Origin of the sequence: Kribbella sp. NPDC003557, from assembly GCF_040610805.1 — a bacterium.
Taxonomy (GTDB): Bacteria; Actinomycetota; Actinomycetes; order Propionibacteriales; family Kribbellaceae; genus Kribbella.
The window spans coordinates 628,431-647,936 of sequence record NZ_JBEXMY010000007.1; the positions used below are offsets into that span (position 1 = coordinate 628,431).

19 protein-coding genes are annotated in these 19,506 nt (G+C 70.4%); 9 read left to right on the forward strand and 10 right to left on the reverse strand.

Annotated features, from left to right (window positions below; all coding sequences use genetic code 11):
* Positions 1-66: 66 nt before the first annotated feature.
* Positions 67-840: an alpha/beta hydrolase gene (locus ABZW60_RS31395; RefSeq protein ID WP_355482931.1), complete on the forward strand. Its 774-nt coding sequence runs from the start codon at positions 67-69 to the stop codon at positions 838-840.
* Here the strand turns inward: ABZW60_RS31395 and ABZW60_RS31400 are convergent.
* Positions 804-1,178 carry a DUF427 domain-containing protein gene (locus tag ABZW60_RS31400; protein WP_355482933.1) on the reverse strand — a complete coding sequence of 125 codons (375 nt, stop codon included), beginning with the start codon at positions 1,176-1,178 and terminating at the stop codon, positions 804-806. The two genes, ABZW60_RS31395 and ABZW60_RS31400, sit on opposite strands and share 37 nt — an antisense overlap.
* Positions 1,179-1,235: 57 nt before the next feature.
* Here ABZW60_RS31400 and ABZW60_RS31405 point away from each other — a divergent pair, with 57 nt between their 5' ends.
* Both ABZW60_RS31405 and dmpI read left to right on the forward strand, forming a co-directional pair.
* Positions 1,236-2,108: a LysR family transcriptional regulator gene (locus tag ABZW60_RS31405; RefSeq protein WP_355482934.1), complete on the forward strand. Its 873-nt coding sequence runs from the start codon at positions 1,236-1,238 to the stop codon at positions 2,106-2,108.
* Positions 2,109-2,192: 84 nt separating this feature from the next.
* Positions 2,193-2,375 carry a 4-oxalocrotonate tautomerase DmpI gene (gene dmpI, locus ABZW60_RS31410; RefSeq protein ID WP_355482936.1) on the forward strand — a complete coding sequence of 61 codons (183 nt, stop codon included), beginning with the start codon at positions 2,193-2,195 and terminating at the stop codon, positions 2,373-2,375.
* A 35-nt stretch (positions 2,376-2,410) separates the two neighbouring features.
* Here the strand turns inward: dmpI and ABZW60_RS31415 are convergent, their stop codons facing one another.
* The 4 genes from ABZW60_RS31415 to ABZW60_RS31430 form a co-directional block, all read right to left on the reverse strand.
* On the reverse strand, positions 2,411-3,196 hold the full coding sequence (locus ABZW60_RS31415; RefSeq protein WP_355482938.1) for a metallophosphoesterase: 786 nt from the start codon (positions 3,194-3,196) through the stop codon (positions 2,411-2,413).
* A gap of 1 nt (position 3,197) precedes the next feature.
* Positions 3,198-4,433, reverse strand: coding sequence for an Nramp family divalent metal transporter (locus ABZW60_RS31420; RefSeq protein WP_355482940.1), 1,236 nt, complete (start codon positions 4,431-4,433; stop codon positions 3,198-3,200).
* A 60-nt stretch (positions 4,434-4,493) separates the two neighbouring features.
* Positions 4,494-5,099, reverse strand: a complete 606-nt coding sequence (locus ABZW60_RS31425) for an SIMPL domain-containing protein (RefSeq protein ID WP_355482942.1) — start codon at positions 5,097-5,099, stop codon at positions 4,494-4,496.
* A gap of 89 nt (positions 5,100-5,188) precedes the next feature.
* A complete protein-coding gene (locus ABZW60_RS31430; RefSeq protein ID WP_355482943.1) occupies positions 5,189-6,652 on the reverse strand; it encodes a restriction endonuclease in 1,464 nt (487 codons plus the stop codon).
* 153 nt (positions 6,653-6,805) lie between these two features.
* Between ABZW60_RS31430 and ABZW60_RS31435 the strand changes: the two genes are divergently transcribed.
* Positions 6,806-8,428 carry an AMP-binding protein gene (locus ABZW60_RS31435; protein ID WP_355482945.1) on the forward strand — a complete coding sequence of 541 codons (1,623 nt, stop codon included), beginning with the start codon at positions 6,806-6,808 and terminating at the stop codon, positions 8,426-8,428.
* Here ABZW60_RS31435 and ABZW60_RS31440 read toward each other — a convergent pair.
* Positions 8,421-9,302 (reverse strand): LysR family transcriptional regulator, encoded by an 882-nt coding sequence (locus ABZW60_RS31440; protein ID WP_355482947.1) that lies wholly within the window; start codon positions 9,300-9,302, stop codon positions 8,421-8,423. The two genes, ABZW60_RS31435 and ABZW60_RS31440, sit on opposite strands and share 8 nt — an antisense overlap.
* An 88-nt stretch (positions 9,303-9,390) precedes the next feature.
* Between ABZW60_RS31440 and ABZW60_RS31445 the strand changes: the two genes are divergently transcribed.
* Positions 9,391-10,548 carry an MFS transporter gene (locus ABZW60_RS31445; protein ID WP_355482949.1) on the forward strand — a complete coding sequence of 386 codons (1,158 nt, stop codon included), beginning with the start codon at positions 9,391-9,393 and terminating at the stop codon, positions 10,546-10,548.
* Here the strand turns inward: ABZW60_RS31445 and ABZW60_RS31450 are convergent.
* Both ABZW60_RS31450 and ABZW60_RS31455 read right to left on the reverse strand, forming a co-directional pair.
* On the reverse strand, positions 10,522-11,469 hold the full coding sequence (locus ABZW60_RS31450) for a R2-like ligand-binding oxidase (protein ID WP_355482951.1): 948 nt from the start codon (positions 11,467-11,469) through the stop codon (positions 10,522-10,524). The two genes, ABZW60_RS31445 and ABZW60_RS31450, sit on opposite strands and share 27 nt — an antisense overlap.
* Positions 11,466-12,059 carry a TetR family transcriptional regulator gene (locus ABZW60_RS31455; RefSeq protein WP_355482953.1) on the reverse strand — a complete coding sequence of 198 codons (594 nt, stop codon included), beginning with the start codon at positions 12,057-12,059 and terminating at the stop codon, positions 11,466-11,468. Before ABZW60_RS31455 ends, ABZW60_RS31450 begins: the two co-directional genes overlap by 4 nt.
* A 234-nt stretch (positions 12,060-12,293) precedes the next feature.
* Here ABZW60_RS31455 and larE point away from each other — a divergent pair, with 234 nt between their 5' ends.
* Together larE and ABZW60_RS31465 are read left to right on the forward strand one after the other, a co-directional pair.
* On the forward strand, positions 12,294-13,769 hold the full coding sequence (larE, locus tag ABZW60_RS31460; protein ID WP_355482955.1) for an ATP-dependent sacrificial sulfur transferase LarE: 1,476 nt from the start codon (positions 12,294-12,296) through the stop codon (positions 13,767-13,769).
* Between the two features lie 131 nt (positions 13,770-13,900).
* Positions 13,901-14,284 (forward strand): cold-shock protein, encoded by a 384-nt coding sequence (locus ABZW60_RS31465; protein ID WP_355482957.1) that lies wholly within the window; start codon positions 13,901-13,903, stop codon positions 14,282-14,284.
* Here the strand turns inward: ABZW60_RS31465 and ABZW60_RS31470 are convergent.
* Entirely contained in the window at positions 14,281-15,015 is a 735-nt protein-coding gene (locus ABZW60_RS31470) for a TetR/AcrR family transcriptional regulator (RefSeq protein WP_355482959.1), read from the reverse strand. The genes ABZW60_RS31465 and ABZW60_RS31470 overlap by 4 nt on opposite strands.
* Positions 15,016-15,113: 98 nt before the next feature.
* Here ABZW60_RS31470 and ABZW60_RS31475 point away from each other — a divergent pair, with 98 nt between their 5' ends.
* On the forward strand, positions 15,114-16,667 hold the full coding sequence (locus ABZW60_RS31475; protein ID WP_355482960.1) for an MFS transporter: 1,554 nt from the start codon (positions 15,114-15,116) through the stop codon (positions 16,665-16,667).
* A 99-nt stretch (positions 16,668-16,766) separates the two neighbouring features.
* Here the strand turns inward: ABZW60_RS31475 and ABZW60_RS31480 are convergent, their stop codons facing one another.
* The gene (locus ABZW60_RS31480) at positions 16,767-18,614 is read right to left on the reverse strand and encodes an MFS transporter (RefSeq protein WP_355482962.1); all 1,848 of its coding nucleotides are present in this window, start codon (positions 18,612-18,614) and stop codon (positions 16,767-16,769) included.
* A gap of 106 nt (positions 18,615-18,720) precedes the next feature.
* Between ABZW60_RS31480 and ABZW60_RS31485 the strand changes: the two genes are divergently transcribed.
* Entirely contained in the window at positions 18,721-19,494 is a 774-nt protein-coding gene (locus ABZW60_RS31485; protein ID WP_355482964.1) for a DUF3027 domain-containing protein, read from the forward strand.
* Positions 19,495-19,506: the final 12 nt, after the last annotated feature.

The window sequence follows — 19,506 nt, forward strand, 5'->3', positions numbered from 1 at the left end:
AATGTCGAAGCGCGCCGACCGGCTCCGACGTCCCGGACGTCAGCCACGACGAGCGAGGAGCATCCGATGGAGAAAGTGACGTCAGCGGACGGCACGACGATCGCCTACGACCGCCTGGGCAGCGGACACCCGCTGGTCCTCGTCGGGGGAGCGTTGTGCGACCGGCAGGCGCTCCGGCCACTGGCCGACGAACTGGCGAGCAAGTGCGACGTGGTGACGTACGACCGCCGCGGCCGCGGGGACTCCGGCGACAGCACCCCGTACGACGTCCAGCGCGAGGTGGAGGACCTGGCCGCGCTGCTCACGGTCTTCGGCGGTACGGCGGCCGTCTACGGGCACTCGTCCGGGGCGGGACTGGCGGCGATCGCGGCGAGTCAGCTGCCGATCACGAAGCTCGTGCTGCACGAGCCGCCGTACGGACCCGACGACGTGGACCCGACGGACGACGGTGAGCGGGTGCTCGACCTGATCCGCGACGGCCAGAACCGGGAAGCCGTCGAGCTGTTCATGCTGATGACCGGCGCGCCGCAATCCGACGCGCTCGAAGTGGCCGCGCTACCGGGTGTCGCGGAGCTCGCGCCGACGCTCGCCTACGACTTCGCGGTGATGGCGCACGAGGGCACCACACCGGTCGAAACGCTCCGCGCGATCACGCAGCAGACCCTCGTGGTCGCCGGGACCGCGACCGCGCCGTTCATGCTCGACGCGGCGCATCGCATCGTGGCGATCCTGCCGAACGCGACGCTCGTCGAGCTCCCCGACCAGCACCACGTCGTACCGCCCGAGGTGCTCGCCCCGGTGGTTCAGGCGATGATCTCGACGGACACCCTGTCGGGGTAGAACGCGACGTGCTCGCGGATGTCCGCGACCGCGTCGTACGGCTGCTCGTAGGTCCAGACCGCGTTCTCGCCGGCCGCACCGGCGGGGAGCAGGCTGTAGTACGACGCGTCGCCCTTGTACGGGCAGTAGGTCTGGTGCTCGGTGCGCTCGAGCTGCGTGAAGTCGACGTCCTCGCGCGGGATGTACTGCACCGCCGGATAGCTCGCCTCCTGCAGCGACAGGGCGTCGCGGGTGTCCGCGATGACCACGTCGCCGACCTTCACGACCACACGGTCCGGGTTCTTGCCCACGGTGATCGGGTGGTCCGGTCCGGGAATCTTCACAGTCTTGTCGGCCATAACCGCTGACAACCCCGCGCGGGACGGCGCCATTCCCGGATCCGCGATGATCAGCGGATGGAGTTCCGGCAGATCCAGTACTTCGTCACCGTCGCGGAGGTGCTGAACTTCGGGCGTGCCGCCGAGCAGCTCGGGATCGGCCAGCCGGGCGTCAGCCAGCAGATCGCGCGCCTGGAACGCGAGCTCGGCGTCCAGCTCTTCGACCGCTCGGCCCGCGCCGTCCGCCTCACCGAGGCCGGCCAGCGCTTCCTCCCGGCCGCCCGCGCCGTGCTCGCCTCGGTCGAGGCGGCCCGCGCCGCCGCCACCGCCGAACCTTTCCGCCGGCTCCGGCTGGGAACCAGCACAGGACTGGGCGAACGGCTGGAGACAGTGGTGGCAGAGCTTTCGTCGAAGGGCGTGTACGTCGAGCTGGTGAGCGCGTCGACCCGCGCCCGGCTGGACCGGGTGAGAGCAGGCCAGCTCGACGCCGCGTTCGTCCGCGGACAGGACGAGGCGGCAGGTCTCGAGTTCGTCCCGGTCTGGGACGACGACCTGCTGATCGCCCTGCCGGCCACGACCGCCCCGCCGGAGGAGGTCCGGCTGACCGACCTCCGCGAACTCCCGCTCCGGATCACCGACCGCCGCACGAACCCGCCGCTGGTCGACCTGGTGCTCTCGGCGTGCGCGACCGCCGGCTTCGAACCGGTGCTCGGCCCACGCTCCAACAGCCTGCAGGACACCCACGCCGCGATCGGTGCCGGTCCACCGAGCTGGACGGTCATCTACGAGTCCCACGCTCGCCTGCTCCGCGAAGGGCGAGTTGTCTTCCGGCGACCGAGCCCGCGGCTCACCCTGACCACGAGCCTCGCGGTCCCGGCCGGTACGACGGTCGGCGGCGACCTCGCCGTCCTGCTGGAGGCCTGCCGGACGGCGTCCGATCAGTTCGAGTGATCGGAGGACATCGCAACTGCGTCTCGTTCGCGGCGGTCGTGCGGGCTGGAATGGGCTCAGAACCCATCACCGAAAGGAAATCCGATGCCTGTCGTCACCGTCCTGCAGGGTCCGCGGACCCCGGAACTCAAGCGCGACCTGGTCCAGAAGGTCACCGACGCCTTCGTCGACACCCTCGGCGTACCGGCCGAGAGCGTCCAGGTCTGGATCCAGGAGACCCCGCCGGAGAGCTGGGCGGTCGGCGGCACGCTCACCGCCGACAAGTAGCCGCGCCCGGCCGGTGGAGTGGCGTCCTCGCGGCGTCACTCCGCGGTGAGCTCGACCACCAGACACGGCCCGCCGTCGAAGGCGCCGCCGTCGATGCCCAGCGCCAGGCCGTCGGCGTACAGGTGTGGCCCGGTCAGGAACTGCGGGTCGATGCCGAGCTGGTCGGCGACGATGCTGTGGCCGTGCACGATCCGGCGGCCGCCGAGATGCTGGAGCATGATCCGGGCCACCTCGGGACCGCTCGGGCCGCGGAACGCGTACCGCGACGTCATCCGGCGCCAGATCTCCCACCACACCTCGATGTCGTCGGAGTGCAGCTCGGCCCGGGCCGCGGCGTTGATCTGGTCGAGCGTGTCGCCCCACTCGACGTACTCGGCGGTGTCGGAGTGCATCAGCAGCTGGTCGGCGTCCAGCCCGAGCATCGGCCGGTCGAGCAGCCAGTCCACGTCGTCGTCGGTGAGCAGCTCCTGGTCGCGGTCCTGGCCGCCGTTCAAGGCCCAGGAACGCTCGAAGCTGCGCAGCGTGATGCCGTCGTGCGGGACGAACGTGTCACCGAACTTGTACATCCCGAGGGCCAGGATCTCGTGGTTGCCGAGCAGCATCCGGACCGCGCCGTCGGGAGCCTGGTCGATCAGGCCGCGCACGTAGCGCAGGACCCCGATCCCGTCCGGGCCGCGGTCGAAGAAGTCGCCGAGGAACCACAGCCTGACGTCCTCGCCCGCCCAGTTGCCGTCGGCATCGGTGAGGCCGGCGGCGTGCAGTGCGGCGGTCAGTTTCCCCAGGTGGCCGTGGACGTCGCTCACGGCGTACACCCGGGTCATGTCATCCCCGCAGCGTCAGCACGATCAGTACGACGTTCAGGGCCGTGACGGCGGTGGCTACCAGGCATGCCGCGAGAGTAGTCGCCCGGCGGTTGACGAAGTCGCCCATGACGCGCCGGGAGGCGGTCAATCTCACCAGCGGCCATAGGGCGCACGGGATGCCGAAGCTCAGCACCACCTGCGAAACCACCAGTGCGCGGCTGGGGTCGATGCCGATCGCCAGGACGAGCAGCGCGGGGATCAGCGTGATCAGGCGCCGTACCGGCAGCGGGACGTGACGCTGCCAGAAGCCGTCCAGGATGACCGAGCCCGCGTAGGTCCCGACCGAGGAGGACGCGAAGCCGCTGGCCAGCAGGGCGAGCGCGAACAGCAGGGCGGGGAGCTGGCCGAGGCGGTCGCCGATCGCGATGTGGGCGGCGTCGAGGGAGTCGGCGCCGGTGCCCTTCAGGGCAGCCGCGGCCAGGACGACCATGGCCAGGTTGACCGCGCCGGCGAGCGCCATCGCAACCGCGACGTCGAGCCGGGTCGCCCGCAGTACGCGGGACTTGCCGTTCTCGGAGCGGATGGTCTTCCAGTGCCGGTCGGTCACGAGTGCGCCGTGCAGCCAGATCGCGTGCGGCATCACGGTCGCGCCGAGCATGCCGGCCGCCAGCACCAGCGATTCGGTGCCGTCCAGCCGCGGCACCAGGCCGCCGACCACGCCGCTCGCCGACGGGTCCGACTTCACCGTGGACACCACGAAGCCGACCAGGACGACGGCCAGCAGACCGATGATCGCGGCCTCGAACGGCCGCTGGCCCCGCTTCGACTGGTAGATCAGCAGCCCGAACGAGACCACGCCGGTGATCACGCCGCCGACCAGCAGCGGTACGCCGAACAGCAGGTTCAGCGCGATCGCGCCGCCGACCACCTCGGCCAGGTCGGTCGCGATCGCGACCACCTCGGCCTGCGCCCACAGCCCGGTCGACGTCGGGCGCCGGAACTCGTCGCGGCACAGTTGCGGCAGCGTCCGCCCGGTCGCGATGCTCGCCTTGGCCGCCAGGTACTGCACCAGGACGGCCATCAGGTTGGCCCCGACCACCACCCAGCACAGCAGGTAACCGTAGGTCGCACCGGCGGCGATGTTGGTGGCGAAGTTACCGGGGTCGACGTACGCGACGGCAGCTACGAACGCCGGCCCGAGCAGCAACAGCCCGGACCGACTCAGTTGCCGCCGCAGCGGTGCCGGTGCGTACATGAGAGAAGTCTCTCTGTCTGTACCCAGCGCGCAACCCCTGTGCGCGTTTTGAGACGCGGGTTACGCCCAGGCGAAGTGCACCTGGAGCGAGACCTCGACGGTGTGGTCGCCCGGTACAACGTTGAGAGCGGAGTCGTACGCGCCCTTGCCGAGCATTGCGGACTCGGTACGGATCGGGAACTGGCCCTGGCTCTCCGAGATCGCGGTCACCGAGCCGAGAGAGAACCCGGACAGGGCAGCGAGGTGCCCGGCCTTCGCCTTGGCCTGCTGGAACGCCAGCTCCCGGGCCTGGGCCAGCAGCGCGGACTTGTCCTCGATGTCGAACTGCAGCCCGTGCAGGGCGAGGCTGTTGCCGATAGCACCGACAGCCGCGTTCAGCAGCGCGCCGAAGCCGGTCAGGTCCTTCGTCTCCACCAGCACGGTGTGCGAGGCGCGGTACGCCGGGTCCGTGCCGGGCTCCCGGTACTCCTGGAACACGTTCACCGCACTGGTCCCCAGCTGCGAGTCCTGCACTCCCTGGGCCCGCAACGCCCCGAGCACCGCCTCGGTCCGCTCGCCGACCGTGGCGACAGCCGCCGCCACATCAGCTGCGACCTGCTCCACGCCGAACGTCACCCGCAGCACATCCGGCGTGCCACTGACCTGCCCTGACCCGACAACACTCACCCCTGTGTCCATAACGGTCAGTCTGGCATCACCAGCAAGTCACCGGTCATCTCACACTGCAGCCGAACTCCAGATCTACGAGTCGCCGCTCAGCTGGCGCGGGGGATGATGCGGGCCGGGATGTCGTGGTGGTGGCAGAGGGACAGGAGGGCGGTGCCGTCGATGAGTTGGAGGGGTTTGCCGTTGGCGAACTGGTAGCTGGTGGGGCCGAAGCCGGACGTGGTGATCAGGATGCCCTTGGTGGCGCCGGCGTCGATGACGGTGCCGAAGAGGTCGCGGACGGCGGTCGGTGGGACGGTGCGGGTCCAGAGTTTCGCCTGGACGACGAACTTGCCGCCGGTGATCGGGCGCGGGTCGTAGGCGACGCAGTCGATCCCGCCGTCCGTTCCGCGCCGGAACAGCCTGGTTTCCAGGCCCATCCGCGTGAGCAGGTTGTGCACCAGGTGCTCGAACGCCTCGGGGGTGAGCTCCAGCAGGTTCGGGCGTGCGTCGATCTCGCTGATCACGTCGACCGCCTCGACGGTGCGCGGGTCGGCGAGGTCGAACTCCAGCACCGGCTCCACCGGCTGCAGCTCCTCCGGGTGCCGTGACACCTCCGCGGCGAAGTAGTGCCGTACGCAGGCCACAGGGTCGAGCTGGTCCAGCACCAGCGCCTGGTACTGCTCCCGCGTGGCCCGCAACGTGATCAGGCACGGCCGTACGGTCTGGCCGGTCGTGAGGTCCACCGACTCGACCATGCCGTTGAACACGACGGTCTCGACCACGCCGTACCTGTCACTTCCGAAGACCAGGTGCAGCGCGCGCAGAGCCAGCTGCGCCACCCGTTGTTGGTACAGCCGTCGCAGCTCCAGCGGCTCTCGCATGACCGCGAGCACCGTGTCCAGTGAGCGGTCGTAGCGGTACGACGCCTCTGCCGGTACGACGCTGACGTCGGGCAGGTCCCACTCCACCGCCAGCAGCGTCGACTCGGGGACGTACCCGACCTTGCGCCGGCGAGGGAAGTCCAGTGGCTCGGGGACCCGGTCCAGCGCCCTGGTGAAATACCGCGTCACGGCGGCCCGGTCGCGGCCGCGGACCGCGTGCTCGTACGCGTCCATCCGCGCATGCTGTTCCGCGGTCGCCTCGTCGAGCCGGCGCTGCTGGTCGACCTGCTCGCGCACCCCACGCGCCACCCGCTCCTTGCGGGCTTCCTCGAAGGCCCGGTGCCGTTCGATCGCCTCCGCGAACCGGTCCTCCGCGTCGGCGAGCCGGCGCGCGAACCGGCGCTCGGCGCCCCACCACCGGAACCGGCCCGGCGGCTGAGGCACGAACGCATCCCAGACGGGTCCGGGATGCGCCTCGAGATCGGCCGGCGGCACGGTCGGCGGCGCGCGCCGCGGCGCCCGCTTCAGGGTCTGCAGATCGGTGCCGTGGACATCGCCGGCGAGCGCGTCGGCGAGGATGCCGCCCAGGGCCTGGACGCGTTCCTGCACCGCAGCGGTACGTTGCGCCGCCTCGGCAGTACGCCCGGGCGGACGGTCGCTGCGGGCGTGACCTTCCACGGATCGGCCCATCGCCTCACACCTCTCGACTCCAAGGTAACCGCCCAACCACGCTCCGCGACCGTTGTGACGCAGAGTTGGTAAGGACATTGCTTGCCGTCCACCCCCTGTTTCCTGCCGCGCGTGCACTTGCAGACGCATTTGCCGAGCGTGACGATGGCTTGCATGAGCCTGCCGTCGTACGCGTCCGGGGTGTCCGAGGTTCCGTTGCTGGGCGAGACGATCGGCGCCAACCTGAGACGCACCATCGGCGCGTACGGCGACCGCGAGGCCCTCGTCGAGGTGCAGACCGGCCGGCGCTGGACGTACGACGAGTTCGGCGCCGAGGTCGAGCTGGTCGCGCGCGGCCTGATGGCCCGCGGCATCGCGAAGGGCGACCGGGTCGGCATCTGGGCGCCGAACCGGGCCGAGTGGACGATCACGCAGTACGCGACCGCGCTGATCGGCGCGATCCTGGTGAACATCAACCCGGCGTACCGCACCCACGAGCTGTCCTACGCGCTCAACCAGTCCGGTGTCCGGCTGCTCGTCTCCGCGACCGACTTCAAGACCAGCGACTACCGGGCGATGGTCGACGAGGTGAAACCCGACTGCCCGGCCCTCGAGCAGATCGTCTACCTCGGCACCGGCGATTGGGACGCGCTCCGCGACGACGCGTCCCGGATCCCGGTCGACGGGCTGCACGCCCGCGAGGCGGAGCTGTCCTTCGACGACCCGATCAACATCCAGTACACCAGCGGTACGACGGGGTTCCCGAAGGGCGCGACGCTCAGCCACCACAACATCCTGAACAACGGCTTCTTCGTCACCGAGACGATCGCGTTCACCGCCGACGACCGCCTGTGTATTCCGGTGCCCTTCTACCACTGCTTCGGCATGGTGATGGGCAACCTCGGCTGCACCACACACGGCGCCTGCATGGTGATCCCGGGGCCGGCGTTCGACCCGGCGGCGACGCTCCGGGCCGTCCAGGACGAGCGCTGCACCGGGCTGTACGGCGTACCGACGATGTTCATCGCCGAGCTCGGCCTGCCGGACTTCGCCGACTACGACCTGACCAGCCTGCGGACCGGGGTGATGGCCGGATCGCCGTGCCCGGTCGAGGTGATGAAGCGCTGCGTCGCGGACATGCACATGGCCGAGGTCGCGATCTGCTACGGCATGACCGAGACCTCGCCGGTGTCAACGCAGACCCGGCGCGACGACGACCTGGACCGCCGGACGTCGACCGTCGGCCGGGTGATGCCGCACGTCGAGGTGAAGCTCGTCGACCCGGCGACCGGGCTGGTCGTCGGCCGCGGCGAGCCCGGCGAGCTGTGCACCCGCGGGTACTCGGTGATGCTCGGCTACTGGGACGAGCCGGAGAAGACCGCGGAGGCGATCGACCAGGCCCGCTGGATGCACACCGGCGACCTGGCGACGATGCGCGAGGACGGGTACGTGAACATCGTCGGCCGGATCAAGGACATGGTCATCCGCGGCGGCGAGAACGTGTACCCGCGCGAGATCGAGGAGTTCCTCTACACCCACCCGGCGATCGCCGACGTGCAGGTCATCGGCGTCCCCGACGAGAAGTACGGCGAGGAGCTCTGCGCCTGGATCAAGCTCAAGCCCGGTGCGGACCCGCTCGACGCCGACGCGATCAGAACCTTCGCCGCCGGCAAGCTGGCGCACTTCAAGATCCCGAGGTACGTCCTGCTCGTCGACGACTTCCCGATGACGGTCACCGGCAAGATCCGCAAGGTCGAGATGCGCGAGAAGTCCGTCGAGCTGCTGGGCCTCAGCTGACCTTGAGGTGCTCCGCGAACGCCTGTAACGCAGGGGTTTCCTCGCCGCGGCGCCAGGTCAGGGCGAGGGCGGAGTCGGGGACGCCGGTGAGCGGGATGCTGATGATGTCGGCGCGCTGGTTGCGGCTGGCGGTGGCCTGGCAGACGAGCATCGCGCCGCGGTCGGCGGCGATCAGTGAGAGCCCTTCGGAGAAGGTGCGGACCTCGGGGCCGCGATGGATCAAGGCGCCGGCCGGGGTTTGCGTGGGCGCTTGGGTCAGGCGCCAGTAGCTGGGCGCCGGGCCGGAGAAACCGATCAGGGTCTCGCCCGCCAGGTCCTCCACGTCGACGCACGTGCGGCCGGCCAGCCGATGCCGCTTCGACACGGCGAGGGTCTGCGGCACGACGGAGAACGTCGGCCCGACGACCAGGTCGTCCTCCGCGATCGGCAGGAGGGCGACGGCCGCGTCGACGTCGCCGCGCCGCAGGGCGCTGAACGGGTCGTTCATCGGGAGTTCCCAGACGTCGATCAGGCAGTTCGGGTTGCGTGACTGGAACGCCGACACCGCGTTGAGGATCTCGTCGTTCACCGTGCCCTGGAAACCGATCCGGAGCTGACCCTTCACGCAGGCGGCGTACTCGCGGGCGCCCTCGACGACCCGCTCCAGTGCCGCGTACGCGGGTCGCAGCGAGGTCAGGAACTCCTTGCCGAGCGGCGTCAGCGCCACCCGCCGGCTCGTCCGCTCGAACAGCGGCCCGCCGATCCGGCGCTCCAGCGACTGCAGCAGCTGGCTGACCCGGCTCTGCGAGAGGTAGAGGCGTTCGGCCGTACGGCCGAAGTGCAGCTCGTCGGCGAGGACGAGGAAGCACTCCAGTTCACGGATCTCGACAGCCACGGCCTACCTCCGATCGATGAGCTCAGCTAATACAAGCATGATCAGATCGCCGTTGTTCCGCATCACCCCGGGACGGCTCACTGGATGTATGACGACGATCTGCGCCGACCAGACGATCACCCGGGGATGGGCCGCACCGATCACGATGGCCGCGACCGTGTTCACCGTGGTGACTGCCGAGATGCTCCCGGTCGGGCTGCTCACCCCGATGGCCGAATCCCTGCACGTCACCGAAGGCACTGCGGGCCTGGCCCTGACCACGACAGGCCTCGTCTCGGCAGTCGCCGCGCCCGTCCTGCCGCTCGGCCTCGGGCGACTGGACCGCCGGGCGGTGCTGGGCGGACTGATGGTGCTGCTCGCCTCCGGGTCGTTCGCAGCCGCGCTCGCACCGGTCTATTGGGTCCTTATCGCGGCGCGGGTCCTCATGGGTGTCTCGATCGGTGGCGTCTGGCTGCTCACCATCGGCCTGGCCCGCCGCGTCGTCCCCGAACACGCCGCCGGACCCGCAACCTCCTTGATCTTCAGCGGGATCGGGATCGCGTCGGTGCTCGGCATCCCGGCCGGCGCGTACGTCGGTGAGATCCTCGGCTGGCGCTGGGCCTTCGCGGGCATCGGCCTGCTGTCGATGGCGTTCGCCGTCGCGCTGGTCTACTACCTGCCGTCACTCGCGCCCGAGAAGGCGGTGCGCTGGGGCGACGTCCGCGACGTGCTGCGGATCGACGACATCCGCGTCGGCCTCGTCCTCGTGGTGCTGATCGTGACCGGCCACTTCGCGGCGTACACCTACATCCGCCCGCTGCTGGAGCCGCACACCGGTCCGGCGCTGATCGGCACCCTCCTGCTCGCGTACGGTGTGGCCGGTGTCGTGGGCAACTTCTTCACAGGGGCCTTGCGCCCGTCCCGGGCCCTGGCCGTCATCGCCGGCGGCATCGCCTTGTCCGCCTTCGCGATGCCCCTGATCGGTACGACGATCGCGGGATCCCTTGTCCTGCTGGTGATCTGGGGCCTCGCGTACGGCGGGACGAGTGTCAGCACGCAGGCGTGGGGTCACGCGGCGGCGCCCAGTGCCCCCGAAGCGTCGTCCGCTGTGCTGGTGGGGGTGTACAACGGCGCGATCGCACTGGGCGCCTTCACCGGCGGCCAGGTCGCCGACCGTCTCGGCACGGCGACCGTCACCTGGCTTCCCGCGGTCCTGGCGACCGCGGCGCTGGTCGTCCTGCTAGCGCACCGCCGCCAGCGCGGCTGAGTCCTCGTCGCCGAAGTCGTCCTCGAGCTTCTCCGGCGAGTAGTCGAGGTCGATCCCGGCGACGTCCGCGCCGACCGCGGACTCGATCGCGCCGAGCCGGCGGGTGGCGCGATCGCCCGCGTACGTCATCAACGCGGTCGGGTTGATCTCCGGCGGCAGCTCGGGGGAGTTGTCCATCGCCCACTGGATCTGGGTCAGCGCGTGCGGGAGCAGTTCCTCCATCGTGTCGGTGACGACCTTCCAGTTCGACGCGTCCGCCGCGACGTGCCGGCGGCAGGTGAACGTGCCCCACGCCATGTGCCGCCGCTCGTCGTCGCCGATCCGGCGGATCAGCTCCTGCATCCCGGGCAGCACGCCGCGCGACGTACAGAGCAGGTTCCACGCGTGGTACCCGGTCAGGGCCAGGGTCCCTTCCACCACGTGGTTGTAGGTCACCGACGCGCGGACCTGGTTGGCCGGCGACGGGTCGTCGGCCAGCGACTTCAGTGCGACCGGCAGCGCCTCGTAGAAGATCGCCCGGTAGCCCGGGTTGTTCTCGACGTAGCGGTGCAGGTCCTCGGTGACGCCGACCGCGTCCAGCCAGAGCCGGAACACCGCGGTGTGCTTGGCCTCCTCGAAGCAGAACTGCGTCAGGTACATCTCGTCGCCGAACCGGCCCTCGGCTGCCATCGCCTGCAGGAACGGCTGCAGGTCCTCGGTCACCGCCTCCTCGCCGGCGATGAACTGCGAGCAGAGCATCAACGCGTTGTCCTTGTCGTTGTCGCTCAGCTCCTGCCAGTCCTTCGCGTCCTGGCTGAAGTCGATGTCGCGCGGGTTCCAGAACTTGCGGTTGCCCTTGTCGAACAGCCGCAGCGGCATCGCGTCCCAGTTGAGGCCGCCGGCCTTGAGGGAGCTGAAACCCTGCCTGTGCAGATCGTTCATACGTGCTGCCTCCTGGACTCGGCTAAGAAGGGTGACAGGACACGAGCCAGCTGCGCCGCCACCACGGCCGGGGGAGGGCCCGGCGTGACGATGTGGCTGATGACGACGCGCAGGGCGACGTCGACGCAGCTGGTCGCGTCTTCCGCAGGCACCTCCGGCCAGTGCTCCCTGACATGGGAATCCAGCCGGAGGTGCGCCAGTTCCAGCACCTGCTGCCCCCGTGTGGTCAGCAGTTGACTGGCCTGGTCCGATCCCGGCCGGCTCAGCGCCGCCTTCACCAGGGGGTTCTCCCCGGCCAGCGTGAGCGCCCGCTCCACCGCGGCCCGGAGGCCGTCGATCGGATCGGACTGCTCGGCGAGCGCCGCGTTCACATCCAGCAGGAACCGTTCGGTCTCGCGTCCCGCGACGGCTTCCAGCACGCCCCACTTGTCGCCGAACTCGTTGTAGACGGTCTGCCGGGACACCCCGGTACGACGAGCCACTTCGGCCATCCGAAGCGCGTCGTACCCACCTGTCTCGATGGCGTCCTGGGCAGCGTCCAGCAACTCGTCCCGCAGCCGGCGTTTGGTCCGATCGGCAAACGAGTCCATGCCGACGAGGGTTTACAAAACTGCCCCGGATGTCAAGTGCTCGGACACCAAGTCGTCAATTGTCAAGTGCGGAGAAGTGCGACGCGTCGCCCGTTCGCCTTGCTGTAGTCGGAGTCGATCGTGACTGCTCCCTCACGGTCGGTTAATACTTATAATCCGACTGATTTACTAGATATGTCGGCCGTTTCGGGATGCGAGACCGCGACGCAGGTGGGAGCACGTAGGGTTGGGGACGTGTCAACCGCCGCTCTTGAACCCGCTCCCGAGACCGCCGACGTGCCGGAGTTGGTGGTCGGCTTCGACCTGGACATGACGTTGATCGACTCCCGGCCGGGGATCCAGGCCGTCTGGGACCTGCTCGCCGCGGAGACCGGCGTGCCGATCGACACCGACCTGGTGGTCAGCCGGCTCGGGCCGCCGCTGACCTGGGAGATGGCGAACTGGTTCCCGGCCGAGCAGGTCGACGCGATGGTCGCGCGGTACCGCGAGCACTACCCGTCGCACGCCATCACCGGCAGCCTGCCGCTGCCGGGCGTGGCCGAGTCGCTGGCCGCGATCCGGGCGCTGCGCGGGCGGACGATGGTCGTGTCCGCGAAGCACACCCCGTCGGTCCGGCTGCACCTCGAGCACCTGGGGCTGGACGTCGACGAGCCGGTCGGCGACCTGCACGGAGCCGAGAAGGGCACGGCGCTGCGCGCGCACCAGGCCACGATCTTCGTCGGCGACCACACCGCCGACATCGACGGCGCTCATGCCGCCGGCGCGCTCGCGGTGTCGGTCGCGACCGGTCCGTTCACCGCGGACGAGTTGCGCGCGTACGGCGCCGACGTCGTACTGAACGACCTGACCGAGTTCCCCGCCTGGCTCGACGCGTACGTGCTCGAGCAGCGGCTGGAAGCGCTCATGCGGCGGCTGTCGTCGTACGACAAGATGGTGGTCGCGTTCAGCGGCGGCGCTGACTCGGCGTTCCTGCTCGCGGCCGCGGCGCGGGCGATCGGCCCGGCGAACGTGGTCGCGGCGACCGCGGTCTCACCCTCGTTGCCGGCCGCGGAGCTGGAGCCCGCGGCGCGGTTCGCGGACGGGCTCGGGGTCCGGCACGTCTCGCCGCACACGCACGAGATGGAGCGCGAGGGGTACCAGGCGAACTCGGGCGCCCGGTGCTACTTCTGCAAGGCTGAGCTGGTCGAGACGCTGCAGCCGATCGCGGACGAGTTCGGCATCACCGCGATCGCGACCGGGACGAACGCCGACGACGCGATCGCCGGGTTCCGGCCGGGCATCCGGGCCGCCTTCGAGCGCGGCGCGCTGACGCCGCTGAAGGACGCGCGACTGACCAAGGCGCAGATCCGGACGGCGTCGCGCAGCTGGGGTCTGGAGACGTCGGACAAACCCGCCGCGGCGTGCCTGTCCAGCCGGATCGCGTACGGCATCCGCATCACCCCGAACCTGCTCGTCCGGGTCGACCGTGCCGAGCAGGCCGTCCGTGCGCGGCTCGCGGCGTACGGCGTCGAGAACGTGCGCGTCCGCGACCTCGGGGAGACCGCGTCGATCGAGATCGACGCCGCATTACTGGACCGCGTGGACCACGAAATGCTGGTGAATGCGGTCATGGCCGAAGGGTTCCCGGCGGCGCAGGTCGACCCGCGCGGGTTCCGGTCCGGGTCGATGAACGAACGCTTGGCAGAGCCGGAGAAATACCGGAACTTGTAGGGGGTGCGGGGAGGCTGCTCGATCAGGTAGTTTCCGGAGGCGCCGTTGCGCAGGTTCACGTACGCTGGGTTTCCCGATCGGGCTTCACGGTCCGGTCGCTTCCCGAACGATTGACGACTGAAGAGGTTCCCGTGCCCGTTGGCAAGGTGAAGTGGTATGACTCCGAGAAGGGGTTCGGATTCCTCAGCAAGGAGGAGGGCGGGGACGTCTACGTCCGCGCCGAGGCCTTGCCGTCGGGTGTGACCAACCTGAAGCCGGGCCAGAAGGTCGAGTTCGGCGTCGTCGAGGGACGTAAGGGCGAGCAGGCGCTGCAGGTCCGGCTGATCGACCCGCCGCCGTCGGTGGCGAAGGCGATGCGGCCGAAGCCGGAGGAGATGCAGGTCGTCATCGAGGACCTGATCAAGCTCCTCGACCGCCTCGGCGAGAACTACCGCCGCGGCCGCCAGCCCGACAACAAGTCCGCCCGCCAGGTCGCCACCGTGCTGCGCGGCGTCGCCGACAAGCTCGACTACTAGTTCGTCAGCCGGGTGATGCGCGCCTGGATGCCGTCGAGGACGGTGTCCAGGCCGAAGGTGAATTCTCCCGCGTCGAAGTCGCCGGCGTAGCCCTCGTCGAGAGGTTGCTCGAGGGTCGCCGCGATCCCGGGGAAGCGGTCCGGCGTCGCGAGCATCGTCAGGCGCTCGGTGTAGAGCTGGTCGGCCGCGCGGATCGCGTCCGGTTCGGTCAGCATGTTCGCGGTGAGTTGCGCCGTACCGCGGACGTAGATGTTCACCAGCAGCATCGCGGACAACCGGTCCGGCGGTGTGAGCGGCGTGCCCTCGAACGCGCCCAGCCCCGACTCCATCCAGGCCAGCTGGTTCGGTGACAACGGCGGCTCCTGGACCGGGATCTGCAGGATCCACGGGTGCCGCCGCAGCCCGTCGCGGAACGCCTCGGCCCAGGCGGTGATCCGGCCCCGCCAGCCGAGCTCCGGGTCGAGCGCCGGCGGGTCGCCGAACGCGTGCTCGAGCATCACGACGTACAGATCGTCCTTGGCGTCGACGTACCGGTAGAGCGACATCGTGGTGAAGCCGAGCTCGGCCGCCACCTTGCTCATCGAGACCGCCGCGAGCCCGCCCGCGTCGGCCAGTTTGATCGCGGCCCGCGCGATGTCGCTGATGTGGAAGGCCGGCTTCGGCCCCGGGCGGCTCCGCCCCTCGATACCCCACATCTGCTGCAAGACCCTGGGCAGCTCGCTCTCGTCCATACGCCGCAGTCTATCTGTTTACAGCATAGACAGTCTTGTGTATGGTCTGTGTATGGCGCACACAGTGTGCGGCATAGACAGATAACCGGAGGGGCATCATGGGGACCACCGAACGGGCGGGCCGCAAGGAATGGATCGCACTCGGCGTGCTCGCGCTGCCGCTGCTGCTGGTCTCGATGGACGTGTCGGTGCTGTACTTCGCGGTCCCGTTCATCAGCGCGGACCTCGGCGTGAACGCGACCGAGCAGCTGTGGATCTTCGACATCTACGGGTTCGTGCTGGCCGGCCTGCTGATCACCATGGGCTCGCTCGGCGACCGGATCGGCCGCCGCCGGCTGCTGCTGTTCGGCGCGATCGGCTTCGGGCTCGCCTCGGTCGCGGCGGCGTACGCGCAGAACCCCGAGCAGCTGATCGCGGCCCGCGCGCTGCTCGGTATCGGCGGCGCGACCCTGATGCCGTCGACCCTGGCGCTGATCCGGAACATGTTCCACGACCCGAAGCAGCGGTCGAAGGCGATCGCGTTCTGGAGCGCGGTGATGATGGGCGGGATCACCCTCGGCCCGGTGCTCGGCGGGTTCCTGCTGGAGCACTTCTGGTGGGGCTCGGTGTTCCTGATCAACACCCCGGCGATGGTGCTGCTCGTGGTGCTCGCGCCGGTCCTGCTGCCCGAGTTCAAGGCGCCGGTGCGCGGGCGGTTCGACCTGCTCGGTTCGGTGCTGTCGCTGGCTGCCGTTCTGCCGGTGATCTGGGGGATCAAGGAGCTGGCGGCCCACGGCGTGTCCGCCCTGCCGGTGGTGGCGATCGTGGCCGGGCTGGTGTTCGGGGTGCTGTTCGTCCAGCGGCAGCGGACCGCGGCGCACCCGATGGTCGACCTGTCGATGTTCCGCAACCGCGCGTTCAGCGGGTCGCTGGCGGCGAACACCGTCGGCACCCTGGCGCTCGTCGGCAACGCGGTGTTCCTGACCCAGTACCTGCAGTTGGTGCACGGCCTCTCGCCGTTGAAGGCTGCGCTGTGGTCGCTGGCCCCGTCGGTCCTGGTCGGCGGCGCGGCTCCGCTCGCCACCGCGCTGGCCGGGAAGATGGACCGCGCTTATGTGATCGGTGGAGCGTTCGTCCTCGCGGCTTCGGGGTACGGCGTACTCACCCAGATCCAGGTCGACTCGTCACTGGTGGTCCCGCTGCTCGGGGCCGGGCTGCTCGCGGCCGGTCTGGTGATGGTGATGACCCTGGTGACCGAGGCGGTCGTCGGCTCCGTCGCTCCGGAGCGTGCCGGGTCGGCGTCCGCGGTGATGGAGACCTGCGCCGAGTTCGGCGGCGCGCTCGGGATCGCGGTCCTGGGCTCGATCGGCACCGCGGTCTACCGCGCCGACGTCCCGACCGACCTGCCCGCCGGCGTCGCCGCTCCGGTCCGTGAGGGCCTGCCTGCCGCGACTGCAGCAGCCGCCCAGCTGCCCGCGCAACTGGCCGACACCGTCCTGGCCACCGCCCGCCACGCCTTCACTCACAGCATGAGCGTGGTCGCCCTGGTTGGCGCAGTCGTCCTGCTGGTCACCGCGGTCGCCACCACCATCACCCTCCGCGGCACCACCCACGGCACCGCTCCCGCCGAGCAGCCGGCCGCCGAGGAGGCGGACCTAGCCCCCGTAGCCTGACCCGCTCAACCCGGCGGCCGAGTGACCCCTCACTCGGCCGCCGAGTGCTGTCAGCTGCGCCCCCGGCGCTTGTCTCGCAACCTGCGTCCGGCGGGTGCTCTAGCGGGGCGGGCGGCGCGGTGTGTCTCGGGGGTGGTGGTGGCGTCTGGACGAGGGCTGATTGCGTTCCTCGGTGGTGTCTTCGGACCACGGCTGCGGGTTCTCGCCGGTGTTCTCGTCCTCGTCGGGCTGGCCGCTCCACCAGCGGCCGATGGGCTGCTCCGGCGGCGGCTTCTGGTCGCCGGTGCGCCACTCGACGGTGGGCTCGTCCTGTGAGCTCGAGCGCCGCTCACGGGCCGCCCGCTGCTCCGCGACGCTGAGGATCGTGCGCGTCGTGGTGTCAGGGTGCTCATCGCGGTACGACGGCTCGTGCGACTGCGCCGCGGCGTGTGGCTTGTGCGCGTCGGTGCGAGGCCCGCCGAGACCGCCCGGGCGCAGCGTCTCCGGCGTGCTGCGCGAGCTCGGGCGCATTCGCAGGACCAGGAAGACCACGATCAGCAGCACACCCGCGAGGAACCCGAACCCGAGCCGCGGGATCAGTGGCAGCACGATCCCGCAGCCGCCACCGATCACCCAGGCGAGCTGCAGCACCGTCTCGGACCGCGCGAACACCGACGTCCGCACGGACTCCGGCACGTCGCGCTGGATCATCGCATCCAGCGACAACTTGCCGAGCGAACTGCACAAGCCGGCCACCAGACCGAGCGTGATCAGGATCGGCAGGCCGTACAGCACCGCGACCGCGATCGCGACGGTCGCGTCGGCGAGCAGCACCACCAGCACGACCGCTTCCGGTTTACGGGCCTTGAGCAACGACCCGAGGATGGTGCCGAGACTGTTGCCGAGCCCGGCCGCGGCCACCACCGCCCCGGCCGCGACGGCGCCCTTGACCCCGCTGACCGGCTGGTCGCGGAGCAGGAACGCCAGATACATGGTCAGGAACCCGGACACGAACCGCAGGCCCAGGTTGCACCGGATCCCGCGGGCCACGGCGGCGGTGATCGCGCGGCGCCGGGCGTCGCGCCCCGCCGTACCGGTCACCTCTTCGTCGGCGGGGGAGTCGACCGCGGCGGGCAGCCGGATCGCGAGGATCAGGCCGACGATGTAGACCAGTGCGGCCCAGCGCAGCGACCACTCCGGCCCGATCGCGGCGAACGCGGCCGCGATCCCGGCGCCGATCGTCGCGCCCGCGACACCGGCCAGCGAGATCCGGGAGTTGGCCGTGACGAGGGTGATCTGTTTGGGGAGCAGCCGCGGCACGGCGGAGGCGCGCGTGACGCCGTACGCCTTGGAGGCGACCAGACAGCCGAGCGCCGCCGGATACAGCCAGGCGGAGCCGTGGCCGGCGATCGACGAGGCCAGGGCCCAGACCAGGAACGCGCGGACGCCGAGAGTCGCCCCGATCGCCCAGCGGCGGCCGTGGCGGAACCGGTCGAGGATCGGGCCGATCAGCGGCGCCATCAACGCGAACGGCGCCATCGTCAGCACCAGGAACAGCGCCACCCGGTCGCGCGCCTCGCCGCTCGGCACGGTGAAGAACACCGTCCCGGCCAGCGACACCGCGAACGCCGTGTCACCTGCCGCGTTCACCGCGCCGAGCTCGATCAGCCTCGACAGCCCCGACTCACCCGCGCCCTGGGCGCTCGTCAGCCCGCGGATCCGGCGCCCGGTCGCGCGGCCGACCTTCCCGCTGACCTCGGCGGCCTTCTTCGACGCCGACGCGACACCTTCGGCGCCGACCTTCGACGCGTGCCCGACCTTCTTGCCCGCGCTCCCCATCCGCCCGCGGGCGTCACTGAACCGCTCGCCGGCCGACTTCCCGGCGGCTTTCGGCCCGCCCGCGTCGCCGCGCGGCGGACCGCCCGCGGCGTTTCCGCCGGGATTGGCCTTGGGGTCGGGGGAGTGCATGGAACCATCCTGCCTCGTACCGGGGACAGACCGCAGGCACCGCGCGTACGACGGGTGGGCGACGGCGGTTCGGAGTACTGGGAACGGCGTGCGAGAATGGGCGATTGTGACTCCCGTCAGAACCCCCGAACCGGTACGTGCGAAGCCCGACGCCGTCTGCGTCGCGGCGGTCGAACCGGCGCGTGAGGCCGCGATCGCCGAGGCCGGCGCCGCACAGGTCGGGGAGCACCTCGGTCATCTGGTCGAGGGCGAGCGCCTCGTCACGCACTACTTCGCCTCCACCCACCCCGGGTACCGCGGCTGGCGCTGGGCCGTCACGCTGACCCGCGCCTCGCGGGCCAAGACCGTCACGGTCAACGAGGTCGTGATGCTCCCCGGCGGCGAGGCCGTCGTCGCGCCGGAGTGGATCCCGTGGTCCGAGCGCGTCCAGCCCGGCGACCTGCGCCCCGGCGACCTGTTCCCGACCCACCCCGACGACCCGCGCCTCGAGCCCGGCTTCACCGACACCGCCGACGCTCCCGAAGAGGTGCTCACGGTCGTCGAGGAGCTCGGCCTCGGCCGCGAGCGCGTGCTCTCGCCGATCGGCCGCGAAGAGGCGGCCGAGCGGTGGTACGCCGGCGACTTCGGACCGACGTCCGCGATCGCCCAGGCCGTCCCGTACAAGTGCCACTCGTGCGGCTACTGGATCCGCCTCGCCGACAGCCTCGGCCAGGCCTTCGGCGTCTGCGCCAACGAAATGGCCCCCGGCGAGGCCCGAGTCGTCGCCTACGACTACGGCTGCGGCGCCCACTCCGACGCCACCATCGACATCACCGAACCCCCCACCCCCGACCACGCCTTCGACACCACCGGCTACGACACCCTCGAACTAGAGAACTGACCGGCCGCCGAA